Annotated in this window: 14 protein-coding genes; 8 read left to right on the top strand and 6 right to left on the bottom strand. The window is 69.4% G+C overall.

All coding sequences use genetic code 11. The annotated features are described in order from the left end of the window. Positions 1-5 precede the first annotated feature (5 nt). The gene (greA, locus tag V8J39_RS17580) at positions 6-476 is read right to left on the bottom strand and encodes a transcription elongation factor GreA (protein WP_336462253.1); all 471 of its coding nucleotides are present in this window, start codon (positions 474-476) and stop codon (positions 6-8) included. A 297-nt stretch (positions 477-773) separates the two neighbouring features. Between greA and V8J39_RS17575 the strand changes: the two genes are divergently transcribed. The 3 genes from V8J39_RS17575 (at position 774) to V8J39_RS17565 (ending at position 5,144) form a co-directional block, all read left to right on the top strand. Next, positions 774-2,423, top strand: coding sequence for an electron transfer flavoprotein-ubiquinone oxidoreductase (locus tag V8J39_RS17575; RefSeq protein ID WP_336462252.1), 1,650 nt, complete (start codon positions 774-776; stop codon positions 2,421-2,423). A 128-nt stretch (positions 2,424-2,551) separates the two neighbouring features. Further along, entirely contained in the window at positions 2,552-4,291 is a 1,740-nt protein-coding gene (locus V8J39_RS17570) for a tetratricopeptide repeat protein (RefSeq protein ID WP_442902612.1), read from the top strand. Then, entirely contained in the window at positions 4,260-5,144 is an 885-nt protein-coding gene (locus V8J39_RS17565) for a 4-(cytidine 5'-diphospho)-2-C-methyl-D-erythritol kinase (RefSeq protein ID WP_442902609.1), read from the top strand. Before V8J39_RS17570 ends, V8J39_RS17565 begins: the two co-directional genes overlap by 32 nt. Here the strand turns inward: V8J39_RS17565 and V8J39_RS17560 are convergent. Beyond that, positions 5,137-6,138, bottom strand: coding sequence for a polyprenyl synthetase family protein (locus V8J39_RS17560; RefSeq protein WP_336462249.1), 1,002 nt, complete (start codon positions 6,136-6,138; stop codon positions 5,137-5,139). The genes V8J39_RS17565 and V8J39_RS17560 overlap by 8 nt on opposite strands. Before the next feature lie 53 nt (positions 6,139-6,191). Between V8J39_RS17560 and V8J39_RS17555 the strand changes: the two genes are divergently transcribed. From V8J39_RS17555 to V8J39_RS17545, 3 genes are all read left to right on the top strand, one after another. Continuing rightward, the gene (locus tag V8J39_RS17555; protein ID WP_336462248.1) at positions 6,192-6,425 is read left to right on the top strand and encodes a putative signal transducing protein; all 234 of its coding nucleotides are present in this window, start codon (positions 6,192-6,194) and stop codon (positions 6,423-6,425) included. After that, on the top strand, positions 6,422-7,183 hold the full coding sequence (locus tag V8J39_RS17550) for a tRNA1(Val) (adenine(37)-N6)-methyltransferase (RefSeq protein ID WP_336462247.1): 762 nt from the start codon (positions 6,422-6,424) through the stop codon (positions 7,181-7,183). Before V8J39_RS17555 ends, V8J39_RS17550 begins: the two co-directional genes overlap by 4 nt. Before the next feature lie 154 nt (positions 7,184-7,337). Then, positions 7,338-7,505, top strand: a complete 168-nt coding sequence (locus V8J39_RS17545; protein WP_336462246.1) for a YdcH family protein — start codon at positions 7,338-7,340, stop codon at positions 7,503-7,505. Here V8J39_RS17545 and yddG read toward each other — a convergent pair. The 4 genes from yddG to V8J39_RS17525 form a co-directional block, all read right to left on the bottom strand. After that, on the bottom strand, positions 7,471-8,391 hold the full coding sequence (yddG, locus tag V8J39_RS17540) for an aromatic amino acid exporter YddG (RefSeq protein ID WP_336462245.1): 921 nt from the start codon (positions 8,389-8,391) through the stop codon (positions 7,471-7,473). The two genes, V8J39_RS17545 and yddG, sit on opposite strands and share 35 nt — an antisense overlap. 116 nt (positions 8,392-8,507) lie before the next feature. Continuing rightward, complete coding sequence (locus V8J39_RS17535) at positions 8,508-9,230, bottom strand: beta-ketoacyl-ACP reductase (RefSeq protein ID WP_336462244.1); 723 nt, start codon at positions 9,228-9,230, stop codon at positions 8,508-8,510. A 98-nt stretch (positions 9,231-9,328) separates the two neighbouring features. Beyond that, positions 9,329-10,504, bottom strand: coding sequence for an acetyl-CoA C-acetyltransferase (locus V8J39_RS17530; RefSeq protein ID WP_336462243.1), 1,176 nt, complete (start codon positions 10,502-10,504; stop codon positions 9,329-9,331). A 266-nt stretch (positions 10,505-10,770) separates the two neighbouring features. Continuing rightward, positions 10,771-11,601 (bottom strand): EAL domain-containing protein, encoded by an 831-nt coding sequence (locus V8J39_RS17525; protein ID WP_336462242.1) that lies wholly within the window; start codon positions 11,599-11,601, stop codon positions 10,771-10,773. A gap of 74 nt (positions 11,602-11,675) precedes the next feature. Between V8J39_RS17525 and V8J39_RS17520 the strand changes: the two genes are divergently transcribed. Further along, positions 11,676-12,269 carry a DNA-3-methyladenine glycosylase I gene (locus V8J39_RS17520; protein WP_336462241.1) on the top strand — a complete coding sequence of 198 codons (594 nt, stop codon included), beginning with the start codon at positions 11,676-11,678 and terminating at the stop codon, positions 12,267-12,269. A gap of 156 nt (positions 12,270-12,425) precedes the next feature. Further along, entirely contained in the window at positions 12,426-12,800 is a 375-nt protein-coding gene (rsfS, locus tag V8J39_RS17515; protein ID WP_336462240.1) for a ribosome silencing factor, read from the top strand. The last annotated feature ends 6 nt before the right edge of the window (positions 12,801-12,806 follow it).

Here is a 12,806-nt window from a genome sequence, read left to right as displayed (position 1 = left end):
CCGCCTCAGACGAACTTGATGCTGAGCACTTCGTAGCTCTTTTCGCCGCCCGGGGTGCGGACCTCGACCGAATCCCCCTCGTCCTTGCCGATCAGGGCACGGGCGAGCGGCGACTTGATGTTCAAAAGCCCGCGCTCCAGATCCGCCTCGGCCTCGCCGACGATCTGATAGGTCCGCTCCTCCTCGCTATCCTCATCGATCAGCGTGACGGTCGCGCCGAACTTGACCGAGCCCGACAGCCGGGTCGGATCGATGATCTCGGACCGGCCGATGATCGATTCCAGTTCCTTGATCCGGCCCTCGATGAAGCTCTGCTTTTCGCGGGCGGCGTGGTATTCGGCGTTCTCCGACAGGTCGCCATGCTCGCGCGCCTCGGCGATCGCGCGGATCACCTCGGGGCGCTCGACCGATTTGAGCTGGCGGAGTTCGTCGTCGAGCAGGGTGTAGCCTGCGCGGGTCATCGGTATCTTTTCCATCTCACCGTCTTTGACTGCGGGGCGTGCGCACACGCGGGAAACCGTGCAGGCCCGCGGACCGAGGGGACCGCAGGCTGGCACAGGCGTTGCACCACCTATAGCCGCGCCGCGGCGGCTTGCGCAACTGGCGGGCACGGCACCGCCCGCCGCCCGGCCCCCCGCCCCGCTCACTGGCGGAAATCCTGTCGCATATGGCGTTGCTACGCCGCGTCCGTGTGATTGCATGGTGATCCGTGCTGGTTTAACGGTGCGCAAGCAATAAAATTGCCAGCCGGGATGCGAGCGAAGGGAAGCCACATGACCGAGATCGAACGCGAGTCGATGGAATATGACGTCGTCATCGTCGGCGCGGGCCCCTCGGGCCTGTCGGCGGCGATCCGCCTCAAGCAGCTGGACCCCGAGATCTCTGTGGTCGTGCTCGAGAAGGGATCGGAAGTCGGCGCGCATATCCTGTCGGGCGCGGTGCTCGATCCCTGCGGGCTCGACGCGCTGATTCCCGACTGGAAGGCGAAGGGCGCCCCGGTCACCGTCCCGGTGAAAGAGGACAATTTCTACATCCTCGGCGAAGCCGGCCAGATGCGGATCCCGAACTGGCCGATGCCGCCGTTGATGAACAACCACGGCAACTACATCGTCTCGATGGGCAATGTCTGCCGTTGGATGGCCGAACAGGCCGAGGAGCTGGGCGTCGAGATCTTCCCGGGCATGGCCGCCAGCCAGATCGTCTGGGGCGAGGACGGCCGCGTCGCCGGCGTGGTCGCGGGCGAGTTCGGCAAGAACCCCGACGGCACGATCGGCGACGGCTACGAGCCGGGGATGGAGCTTCTGGGCAAGTACGTCTTCATCGGCGAGGGCGTGCGCGGGTCGCTGGCCAAGGAGATCATGGCCAAGTTCGGCCTGTCGCAGGGCCACGAGCCGCAGAAGTTCGGCCTTGGCATGAAGGAGATCTGGGAGATCGACCCCGCCAAGCACCGCGAGGGCACGGTCACCCACACGATGGGCTGGCCGCTGGGCAGCAATGCCGGCGGCGGGTCGTTCATCTACCACCTCGACAACAATCAGGTCTACGTCGGCTTCGTGGTGCACCTGAACTACGAGAACCCGTACCTGTATCCCTACATGGAATTCCAGCGCTTCAAGCACCACCCGATGGTCGCCGAGCTGCTGGAGGGCGGCAAGCGCGTGGCCTACGGCGCCCGCGCGATCTCGGAAGGCGGCTGGCAGTCGGTGCCGAAGGTCACCTTCCCGGGCGGCGTGCTGATGGGCTGCTCGGCGGGCCTCGTGAACGTGCCGCGGATCAAGGGCAACCACAATGCGATGCTCTCGGGCAAGGCCGCGGCCGAGGCCGCCTTCGCCGCGCTGCAGGCCGGCCGCGCCGGCGACGAGCTGGTCGAGTATGAAAAGGACCTGCGCTCGGGCCCGATCGCCAAGGACCTGATCAAGGTCCAGAACGTGAAGCCGCTGTGGTCGAAATACGGGCTCAAGGCCTCGCTCGCGCTCGGGGGCCTCGACATGTGGTGGGCCTCGCTCTTCGGCAAGCCGCTGCTGGGCTCGGTCAAGCATGGCAAGACCGATGCCGCGGCGACCGGCGAGGCGGCGAAGTTCAAGCCGATCGACTACCCCAAGCCCGATGGCAAGCTGTCCTTCGACCGGCTGACCAACGTCAGCTTCTCGGCCACCAACCACGAGGAAAGCCAGCCCTGCCACCTGCGGCTGAAGGACCCGAGCGTGCCGATCGGGGTCAACCTGCCGAAATACGCCGAGCCCGCGCAGCGCTACTGCCCGGCCGGGGTCTACGAGGTGCTCGAGGACGAGAACGGGCCGCGGTTCCAGATCAACTTCCAGAACTGCGTCCACTGCAAGACCTGCGACATCAAGGATCCCAGCCAGAACATCGACTGGTCCACGCCGCAGGGCGGCGACGGCCCGAACTATCCCAACATGTAAGCGCTCGCGAGAGTTTGAGCGGGTGCGGCGGAACCGGTGCTGCACCCGCGATTGCAAAGGCGCGCCTCCCCCCTGTAGGCTCGGGCGGACCCAAGAGGAAGGAGCCGCCGCCCGTGCCCGCATTCCGCATGACCCAAGTGAGCCGCCTTGCCCTTGCCGCCGCCCTGGCGGGCCTGCTGGGCGCCTCCGCCGCGCAGGCGCAGGATGCGCGCGGCATCGCCGGGCCCTATCTCGCGGCGCGGTCGGCCAGCATCGTCAACGACTACCGTGCCGCGGCAGAGTATTTCGGCCGGGCGCTGGGGCAGGATCCGCAGAACCAGATGCTGCTCGAGAACGCGCTGGTGGCCGAGGTCGGCACCGGTGACCTCGCCGCGGCCGAGCCGCTGGCGCAGGCGCTGCAGGCGGGCGGGTCGTCCAGCCAGGTGTCGAACCTGGTCCAGATCGCGGCCGACGTGAGCCGTGGCGACTTTCCGGCCGCGCTGGCGCAGCTGAAGGTCGAGCCGGGCGCCGGGCCGCTGGTCAACGGCCTGCTCGAGGCCTGGTCGAAACTGGGGGCGGGCGATGCCGACGGCGCGCTGGCCAGCTTCGACACCGTGGCCAAGCTGCAGGGGATGGCGCCGTTCGGCCTGTACCACAAGGCGCTGGCGCTGGCCTCGGTCGGCGATTTCGAAGGGGCGAACGCGATCCTGTCGGGCGAGGGGGCCGATGCGCTGCGCCTGACGCGGCGCGGGCTGATCACCCATGCCGAGGTCCTGAGCCAGCTTGACCGGCCCGACGCGGCGCTGGCGCTGCTCAACACCACCTTCGGGGGCGAACCCGACCCGACGCTGCAGTCGCTGCGCGACAAGCTCGCCGCGGGCGAGCAGATCCCCTATACCGCGGTGACCTCGGCCAGCGACGGCATCGCCGAGGTGTTCTATTCCGTCGCCGGCGCGCTGAGCGGCGAGGCGCAGGACAGCTTCACCCTTCTCTATGCCCGCCTGGCCGACGCGCTGCGCCCCGACGATACCGACGTGATCCTGCTGGTCGCCAACCTGCTGGAGACGCAGGGCGAATACGAACTTGCCGCCGCGGCCTACAACCGCATCCCGCGCGAGGACCCGTCCTATCCGATCGCCGAGCTGGGCCGGGCCGACACGCTGGTCGCCTCGGGGCGCACCGATGCCGCGATCGACGCGCTCGAACAGCTGGCCAAGGACAATGCCGACCAGGCGGTGATCTGGGCGACGCTCGGCGACACGCTGCGCCGGGACGAGCGCTGGCAGCCGGCGATCGCGGCCTATGACAAGGCGGTCGCGCTGTTTGGCGAGCAGAACCGCGGCCAGTGGCCGGTCTATTACGCGCGCGGCATCTGCCAGGAGCGGGTGAAGGACTTCGCGGCCTCGGAGGCGGACATGCGCACGGCGCTGAAGCTGTCGCCCGAGCAGCCGCAGGTGCTGAACTACCTCGGCTATTCGCTGCTGGAACAGCAGCGCGACCTCGACGAGGCGCTCGGCATGATCGAGAAGGCCGTCGATGCGCGGCCGCAGGACGGCTACATCGTCGACAGCCTCGGCTGGGCGCTCTATCGCCTCGGCCGCTTCGACGAGGCGGTGCCGACGATGGAACAGGCGGTGGAGCTGATGGCGGCGGATTCGGTCGTCAACGACCACCTCGGCGACGTCTACTGGGCCGTCGGCCGCAAGCGCGAGGCCGAATTCCAGTGGCGCCGCGCCCTGTCGTTCGAGCCCGAGACCGAGGCCGAGGCCGACCGCATCCGCGCCAAGCTTGCCAAGGGGCTTGACGCGGTGCTTGCGGACGAGGGCGCAAAGCCCCTGCACGTCTCGCAAAACGCCCATGCCCCCGCCCCCGGCACCAAGTCCGAGTGAGCGCCGCCCCGTGACCCGCGCCGATCCGGGCTTCGCGCCCGCGAAGATCAACCTCGCGCTGCACGTGACCGGGCGGCGCGGCGACGGATATCACCTTCTCGACAGCCTCGTGGTCTTCGCGGGCGTCGGCGACCGGCTGTCTGCCGCGCCGGCGGACAGGCTGTCGCTGCGGGTGAGCGGCCCGCGGGCCGAAGGCGTGCCCACCGGGCCCGAGAACCTCGTGCTGCGCGCGGCGCGGCTGCTGGACCCGGCACGCGGGGCGGCGCTGACGCTCGACAAGCGGCTGCCGGCGATGGCGGGGATCGGCGGCGGCTCGTCGGATGCCGCGGCGGCGCTGCGGCTCCTGTCGGATCTCTGGGGGCTGGCGCTGCCGGCCGCGGCCGACACGGCCGCGCTGGGCGCCGACGTGCCGGTCTGCCTCGACCCGGTGCCGCAGCGGATGCGCGGGATCGGCGAGCGGCTCGCCCCGTTGCCCGCCCTGCCCCCGGTCTGGACGGTGCTGGTCAATCCCGGGGTGCCGGTCGCGACACCCGAGATCTTCCGCAGGCTTGCCAGCCCCGACAACCCCGGCCTCGGCGCGGTGCCGCGCTGCGCCGACGCGGCGGCGCTGGCCGGGTGGCTGCGCGGCCTGCGCAACGACCTTCAGCCCGCGGCCGAGGCGCTGGCACCGCAGGTGAGCACCGCCTGCGGCGCGCTGGCGGCGCAGCCCGGCTGTCTGCTGTCACGGATGTCGGGATCGGGTGCGACCTGCTTTGGCCTGTTCGCCACCACCGCGACGGCCGATGCGGCCGCGGCCAGCCTGTCGGCGGCCGAGCCCGGCTGGTGGGTCGCCGCGGCGCCGCTGCTCAGTTGACGCGGGCGACCACGTAGTCGGCGATCTCGGCCAGAAGATCGCGCAGCTCGCCCTCGGGAAGCACCTGCAGCGCCTCGACCGCGCGCGCGGCCCAGGCCAGCGCCTCGACCCGCGTCGCCTCGAGCGTACCGTGCCGGCCCATCAGCGCGATCGCCTGCTCGAGATCGCCCTCGTCCTGCTGACCGCGGGCGATAACCCTGGTCCAGAAGGCGCGATCCTCGGCATCGGCGGCGGCGACGGCCTTGATCACCGGCAGCGTCAGCTTGCGCTCGCGGAAGTCGTCGCCGACGTTCTTGCCGATCACCGCGGTGGTGCCGCCGTAATCCAGCAGGTCGTCGACCATCTGGAAGGCGATGCCCAGCGCGTCACCATAGGTGTGCAGCGCGCGCACCTGCGCCTCGGGCGCGCCGGCGATCACGCCGCCGACCTCGGTCGCCGCCGCGAACAGCGCCGCGGTCTTGCCGCGCACGACGTTGAGATAGATCTCTTCGGTGGTGGCCAGATCCTGCGCCGCGGTCAGCTGCAGCACCTCGCCCTCGGCGATCACGGCCGAGGCGTTGGACAGGATCTCCATCACCCGCATCGAGCCGCATTCGGTCATCAGCTGGAAGCTGCGGGCGAAGAGGTAGTCGCCGACGAGGACCGAGGACTTGTTGTCCCACAGCAGGTTGGCCGAGGGACGGCCCCGGCGCTGGGTGCTTTCGTCGACGACATCGTCATGCAGCAGCGTCGCGGTGTGGATGAATTCGACCGTGGCCGCCAGATGCACGTGATGCGCGCCGCCATAGCCGCAGAGCCGCGCCGCGGCCAGGGTCAGCATCGGCCGCAGCCGCTTGCCGCCGGCCTCGACCAGATGCGCGGTCACCTCGGGGATGCGCGGCGCATGTTTCGAGGCCATGCGATCGCGGATCAGGGCGTTGACCGCCGCCATGTCGTCGGCAAGCACGGCGGCCAGCCGGTCATGCGGTTTGCGGGCGGTTTCATCCAGGCTCATCAGCCACCTCTAGACGCTCGACAAAGACCGGGCGCTGGCCTTAGTCCGGGACCATGAAGGAAGTCCTGCGCACCACCGACCCCACGAAGATCGCCTATGCCCTGGTCATGCTTCAGGGCGAGGATATAGACGTGTTTCAGATGGACGTCCATATGAGCATCCTCGAAGGCTCGGTCGGGCTGCTGCCGCGCCGCCTGATGGTGGCGGACCGCGACGCGGACCGGGCGCTGCGGGTACTGCGCGATCTCGGGATCGCCGACGATGGCTGGCACGCGGGCGAGGCATGACATTTTCCGACATTCAGCTGTCATCCGACGGCTTCCTGGGCGGCAGGCTGACGGTTTTGCAACCCCGCGACGGTTACCGCGCCGCGACCGACCCGGTGCTTCTGGCCGCCGCCTGCCCGGCGCGACCGGGCGAGCGGGTGCTGGAACTGGGCTGCGGCGCGGGGGTCGCGTCGCTGTGCCTCGGGCATCGTGTCGCGGGGCTGTCGCAGGCCGGGATCGAGCTGCAGCCGGCCTATGCCGCGCTTGCGCGGCGCAACGCCGCCGCCAACGGCATCGCGCTGCAGGTGCACGAGGGCGACCTTGCGCGGATGCCGGCCGCGCTGCGGGCCGAGACCTTCGACCATGTCATCGCCAACCCGCCCTATTACGCCCGCGCCAACGGCACCGCCGCGCGTGACGCCGGGCGCGAGACCGCGCTGCGCGAGCAGACGCCGCTGGCGGACTGGATGGACGCGGCGCTGCGCAGGCTCGCCCCCGGCGGGTGGCTGACGGTGATCCACGAGGCGCAGCGCCTGCCAGACCTGCTTGCGGCGCTGCCGCCGGCGCGGGCGGGATCGATCCGCTGCCTGCCGCTGGCGGGGCGCGCGGGCGCCGCGCCGGGGCGGGTGATCCTGCGCGCGCGCAAGGGCGGGCGCGGCGCCTTCGCGCTGCTTGCGCCGCTGATCCTGCACGACGGCGCGCGCCACGCCGGCGACCGCAACGACTTCACCGCCACGGCCGAGAGTTTGTTGCGCGACGGCGCAGCGCTGGATTTCTAAAATATCGGTAATGTCCCGCTTTGCGGAATCTTCTACCTCGGCGGTTTCCCGCGGTGTATTCTGGTTCTGGTCACCACGCGGTCACGTAGCGGGTGACACGACTCGGAACTCGTGCTGCAATTCGCTCACGGTCCACCAGGAAGAGGAGACTTGGATGTCGCTCAATTCGCACCTGTCGGAGCTGCGCCGCAAGCATCAGTCGCTGTCTGATGCTGTCGAGCGTGAACAACGCGCCCCCGGATGTGACATGACGCGTGTCGCGCAGATGAAGAAGCAGAAGCTTCGTCTCAAGGAAGAGATCGCGCGCCTCGCCCAGACCTGAGTCCAGTGTGTTTCCGGGTCGCGCTGGCACGGGCAGCCAGCGCGGCCCCTCCCGTGATCATCACGGCCGCCAGCCCCAGCCGCCAGTCCGGCACCGCCAGCCCCGTCATCACCAGCGCCAGCGTCGACAGAAGCGGCGCGGCATAGGACGCGGTCCCCAGAAGCTGGATGTCGCCGCGCTTGACCCCCACGTCCCAGACATAGAAGGCCAGGCCCACCGGGCCGGTGCCCAGCGCCAGCATCGCCGCCCAGCCAAGGCCGGTGGCGGGCCAGACCGTGTCCTCGACCGCGAGATGCGCGAGCGCCGACAGCACCGCCGTCGCCAGGCAGAACACCGCGACCGAGGCCGTCGGCACCGCGCCCAGCCGGCGCGACAGCACCGAATATCCCGACCAGGTCAGCGCGCAGAGAAAGGCCAGCGCATAGCCCGCGACCGCGCCGGCGGTGATGGTGATGCCGGTGCCGAACAGCCGGCCGCCGACCAGCAGCGCCGCCCCCGCGAAGGCCAGGACCGCCCCCGCCACGTGCAGCCGGTTCAGCCGCTCGCCCGGCAGAAGGCCCGAGAACAGGACAATCAGCAGCGGCCAGAGATAGGCGATCAGCCCGGCCTCGGCCGCGGGTGCCAGCCGAAGGGCGGTGAAATACAGGAAATGATAGCCAAACAGACCGGCAGTGCCGAAGGCGTAGACCCGCAGCGGGATGCCACGCAGCGCCTTCGGCCCCTCGCCCGCCAGGATCCAGACCAGCCCGATCAGGCCGCCGATCGCGAAGCAGACCGCGTTGAGCTGCAGCGGCGGCACCGGGGCCGAGCCCACGGTGAACAGCGCCAGAAGCGCCCAGAGCAGGATCGCCCCGAAGCCGATGATCGTCGCCCTGCCCTTGCCCATGCCCTGCCCCCGGTGATCGCGCCGCCATTCCTGACGCGGCGCCCGGCGGATGCAAGCGGCAGACAGCAAAAAGGGCCGCGCCCGATGGCACGGCCCCCAAGTCTGCCCTCCAGCGGTCAGGCGAAGTACTGGCCGCCGTTGGCGGTGATCGTCGCGCCGGTGATGAAGCCCGCGTCGTCGCTGGCCAGGAACACCACGCAGCGCGCGATCTCCTCGGGATTGCCAAGCCGGCCGACCGGGATCTGGGCGATAATCGATTCGCGCACCTTCTCGGGCACCGCCATCACCATCTCGGTCGCGATGTAGCCGGGGCAGATCGCGTTGACGGTGATGCCGGCGCGCGCGCCCTCCTGCGCCAGCGCCTTGGTGAAACCGATGTCGCCGGCCTTGGCCGCGGAATAGTTCGCCTGCCCCGCCTGCCCCTTCTGGCCGTTGATCGAAGAGATGTTGATCACGCGGCCGAACTTGCGCTCGCGCATCCCGGGCCAGAGCGGGTGGGTCATGTTGAACAGGCCCGACAGGTTCGTGTCCATGACCTCCTGCCACTGCTGGCGGGTCATCTTGTGGAACATCGAATCCCGGGTGATGCCGGCATTGTTCACCAGCACGTCGACCGGCCCCAGCGCATCCTCGACCTTGGCGATGCCCAGCGCGCAGGCGTCGTAATCGGCGACCGACCACTTGAAGGTCGGGATCCCGGTTTCGGCGGTGAACTTGGTCGCCGCCTCGTCATTGCCTGCATAGTTCGCGGCGACCTTGTAGCCCGCCGCCTGCAGCGCGAGCGAAATCGACGCACCGATGCCCCGCGACCCACCGGTCACCAAAGCAACTTTAGACATGTAGTCCCCCCTCAGAACGATCACTCGTCCGTTATTTGATTAAAGAAGTCAGTCACCATGCGCAAGAATATTGCGCAGGGCGATGTCGGACCTTGGTCTCAGAGACCTTCGAGGCACATGGCCACGCCCATGCCGCCGCCGATGCACAGCGTCGCCAGGCCCTTCTTGGCGCCCGAGCGGTTCATCTCGAACAGAAGGGTGTTGAGGATCCGCGCCCCCGAGGCGCCGATCGGGTGACCGATGGCGATCGCGCCGCCGTTCACGTTCACCTTGGCCGGATCCCAGCCCATGTCCTTGTTCACCGCGCAGGCCTGGGCGGCGAAGGCCTCGTTCGCCTCGACGAGGTCGAGATCGGCGGCCTTCCAGCCGGCCTTCTCCAGCGCCTTGCGGCTGGCGTAGATCGGACCCACGCCCATGATCGACGGGTCGAGGCCGGTGGTCGCATACGAGGCGATCCGCGCGAGCGGCTTCAGGCCGCGGCGGGCGGCCTCTTCCTCGGACATCAGCAGCACGCCGGCGGCGCCGTCGTTGATGCCGCTGGCATTGCCCGCGGTGACCGAGCCGTCCTTGACGAAGGCGGGGCGCAGCTTCTGCAGCGCCTCGATCGTGGCGCCGTGGCGGATGTATTCGTCGGCATCGACGGTGGTCTCGCCCTTGCGGGTCTTCAGGATCACCGGGACGATCTCGTCCTTGAACTTGCCGGCGGCCTGGGCGGCCTCGGCCTTGTTCTGGCTGGCGAGCGCGAAGTCATCCTGCTGCTCGCGGCCGATCTGCCACTGGTTGGCGACGTTCTCGGCGGTCTGGCCCATGTGATAGCCGTTGAACGCGTCCCACAGGCCGTCCTTGATCATCGTGTCGATGAAGGACAGATCGCCCATCTTGTGGCCGCCGCGCAGGTTCTGGCAGTGCGGCGACATCGACATGTTCTCTTGCCCGCCGGCCGCGACGATCGCGGCATCGCCGAGGATCACGTGCTGGGCGCCCAGCGCCACCGCGCGCAGGCCCGAGCCGCAGACCTGGTTGAGGCTCCAGGCGGCGCTCTCCTTCGGAAGGCCGGCGTTGATATGGGCCTGGCGGGCCGGGTTCTGGCCCTGGCCGGCGGTCAGCACCTGGCCGAGGATCGTCTCGGAGACCTCGCCCTTCTCGATCCCCGCGCGCTCGACAAGCGCCGACAGAACCGTGGCGCCCAGCTCGTGCGCCGGCGTGTTGGCGAAGCTGCCGTTGAAACTGCCCACCGCGGTGCGCGCGGCGGAAACGATCACGACGTTGGTCATGCTGCTCACTCCCCTGCTACGTGGCGCCGTCGGGGCGGATCGTGCCCGTTCCGGCAACACTTCATCTCCTGACGTAAGGGGAGCGACGAGGGAAGGCAATGCCCGGAAGGTCCTGTCCGGGCGGAACAATGCTGCATCGCAGGGTCAGCTTTGTCAGGCACTTGGCCGCGCACAGGAACGCGGCATTCCCCGCCCCGGCCGCGCGGGGCCGCCAGCCGCGCCGGGCGACGGCGGATGCAAGGACCGGTGCGCGCGCCCGGGGATGGCTAGTGCGGGCGCTTGCGCGCGGCCTCCGCCTGCCAGGGCGGCGAGATCGACGGCGCGCCGTAGAGATAGCCCTGCAGGCAATCGATCCCGGCGGCGGCCAGCCACTCGGCATCCTCTTGCGATTCCACGGCTTCGGCGACGGTGAACATGTCGAAATGCTTGGCGATCGACTGCAGCACCTGGCACAGCACCTGATTGTCGGCACTGCGCGCGACGCCACGGACGAAGCCCGCGTCGATCTTGACCAGGTCGAAATAGAAGTCGCGCAGGTAGCGGAACGAGGTCGCCCCCGCCCCGAAGTCGTCCAGCGCGAAGCACAGCCCCTTTTCCTGCTGGCGGCGCATGAAGTCGGTGACCAGTTCCGGCACCAGCATCGCCGAGCTTTCCGTGATCTCGAGGATCAGCCGCTCGCCGATCGAGGGGTCGCGCGCCAGCCCGCGTTCCAGCACCTTCAGCCAGGGCGCGTAACCGATCGAGCGGGCGGACATGTTCACCGCCAGCCGCAGCCCCGGCGTCTGTTCCAGCGCGTCGAGCCCCTTGGACAGCGACAGGCAGTCGAGCCGGCGGCCCAGGTCCGTCGCCTCGACCGCGCCGATGAATTCGCGCGCCGGGATCACCCGCCCCGTGGGGTCGAGCACCCGCACCAGCGCCTCGTGGAAGGCGATTCGGTCGGGGCGCTGCGCCTGCACCACGGGTTGGTAGGCCAGCACCAGCCGCCCGCTGCGCAAGGCATCGGCCACCATGACAAGCACGTCGTTGTCGCGCTGCTGCACCGCCTGATCCAGCGGGCTGTCGAAGATTTCCACCCGCGGCTCGTTGATACTACCCATCGGACCCTCCATCACCTTTCCGATCAAAGCCGCGAAGGTTTAAGGAGCGGTGAAACCGAGACAGGGGCCCTGCGATGGACAGATGCAGCTGGTGCGGCAGCGATCCGCTCTACACCGCCTATCACGACACCGAGTGGGGCCGGCCCGAGCCGGACGGCCGCGCGCTGTGGGAAAAGCTGGTGCTCGACGGCTTCCAGGCGGGGCTGTCCTGGATCACGATCCTGCGCAAGCGCCCGGCGTTCCGGGCGGCCTTCGCGGGCTTCGACCCCGTCGAGATCGCCCGCTGGGGCGAGCCCGACGTGGCGCGGCTGCTGGCCGATCCGGGCATCGTGCGCCACCGCGGCAAGATCGAGGCGACGATCGGCAACGCCCGCGCCTGGGCCGAGATCGAGGCGCGTGGCGGCTTCGCGGCCTTCCTGTGGGACTTCGTCGATGGCAGCCCGGTGCAGACCCGGCCCGCCACCATGGCCGAGGTGCCGGTGACCACCCCGGTGGCCGAGGCGATGTCGAAGGCGCTGAAGACGGCGGGCTTCCGCTTCTGCGGGCCGACGATCACCTATGCCTTCATGCAGGCGACGGGGCTCGTCAACGACCACATCCTGACCTGCCGCTGCCAGGCCGAGGTCGCCGAGGAAGGCGCCCGGTTCCGGCTGACGACGGGGTCCTGACGACGAAGGGGCCGCCTTCCTTGAGAATCCCGGCGGCGGGTGTTAAATTGGCCTCATTCCTACGCGCCCGGGAGGCGGCGGCGCTGAACCCTGGAGGACGATGTCCTGTCTATCCCCTTCCACGCGGCCGAAGCTTCGACCGCAGGAGCCGCGCAGATGAGCGCGCTGTCCCCCGATGCCGAGAGCGATCAGCTGCTCGACCGGATCCTGACCTCGCTTGACGACGACAAGGCCGAGGACGTGATCACGATCGACCTGCGCGGCCGCTCGTCCGTTGCCGATCACATGGTGATCTGCTCGGGCCGGTCGTCGCGCCAGGTCGGCGCCATCGCCGAAAAGCTCGTCGAGCGCCTGAAGACCGAACTCGGCCGTTCCGCCAAGATCGAGGGCAAGGACGCCGGCGACTGGGTTCTGATCGACGCCGGCGACGTGCTGGTGCACGTGTTCCGCCCGGAAGTGCGCGAGTTCTACCAGCTCGAGAAGATGTGGATGCCCTCGTCGGCCGGGATCGCGGCACCGCGCCAGTCCTGACCGCGA

Origin of the sequence: Frigidibacter sp. MR17.24, from assembly GCF_037095655.1 — a bacterium.
Lineage (GTDB): Bacteria > Pseudomonadota > Alphaproteobacteria > Rhodobacterales > Rhodobacteraceae > Frigidibacter.
This window is presented reverse-complemented; position numbering and strand designations above follow the sequence as displayed.

Bases quoted from the DNA above. Each gene is read 5' to 3' on its own strand.
- V8J39_RS17545 (WP_336462246.1), top strand. From the start codon at position 7,338: ATGTCGCTCAATTCGCACCTGTCGGAGCTGCGCCGCAAGCATCAGTCG.
- V8J39_RS17535 (WP_336462244.1), bottom strand. From the start codon at position 9,230: ATGTCTAAAGTTGCTTTGGTGACCGGTGGGTCGCGGGGCATCGGTGCG.
- V8J39_RS17575 (WP_336462252.1), top strand. From the start codon at position 774: ATGACCGAGATCGAACGCGAGTCGATGGAATATGACGTCGTCATCGTC.
- V8J39_RS17555 (WP_336462248.1), top strand. From the start codon at position 6,192: ATGAAGGAAGTCCTGCGCACCACCGACCCCACGAAGATCGCCTATGCC.
- V8J39_RS17560 (WP_336462249.1), bottom strand. From the start codon at position 6,138: ATGAGCCTGGATGAAACCGCCCGCAAACCGCATGACCGGCTGGCCGCC.
- rsfS (WP_336462240.1), top strand. From the start codon at position 12,426: ATGAGCGCGCTGTCCCCCGATGCCGAGAGCGATCAGCTGCTCGACCGG.
- V8J39_RS17565 (WP_442902609.1), top strand. From the start codon at position 4,260: ATGCCCCCGCCCCCGGCACCAAGTCCGAGTGAGCGCCGCCCCGTGACC.
- V8J39_RS17530 (WP_336462243.1), bottom strand. From the start codon at position 10,504: ATGACCAACGTCGTGATCGTTTCCGCCGCGCGCACCGCGGTGGGCAGT.
- V8J39_RS17550 (WP_336462247.1), top strand. From the start codon at position 6,422: ATGACATTTTCCGACATTCAGCTGTCATCCGACGGCTTCCTGGGCGGC.
- greA (WP_336462253.1), bottom strand. From the start codon at position 476: ATGGAAAAGATACCGATGACCCGCGCAGGCTACACCCTGCTCGACGAC.
- V8J39_RS17520 (WP_336462241.1), top strand. From the start codon at position 11,676: ATGGACAGATGCAGCTGGTGCGGCAGCGATCCGCTCTACACCGCCTAT.
- V8J39_RS17525 (WP_336462242.1), bottom strand. From the start codon at position 11,601: ATGGGTAGTATCAACGAGCCGCGGGTGGAAATCTTCGACAGCCCGCTG.
- yddG (WP_336462245.1), bottom strand. From the start codon at position 8,391: ATGGGCAAGGGCAGGGCGACGATCATCGGCTTCGGGGCGATCCTGCTC.
- V8J39_RS17570 (WP_442902612.1), top strand. From the start codon at position 2,552: ATGACCCAAGTGAGCCGCCTTGCCCTTGCCGCCGCCCTGGCGGGCCTG.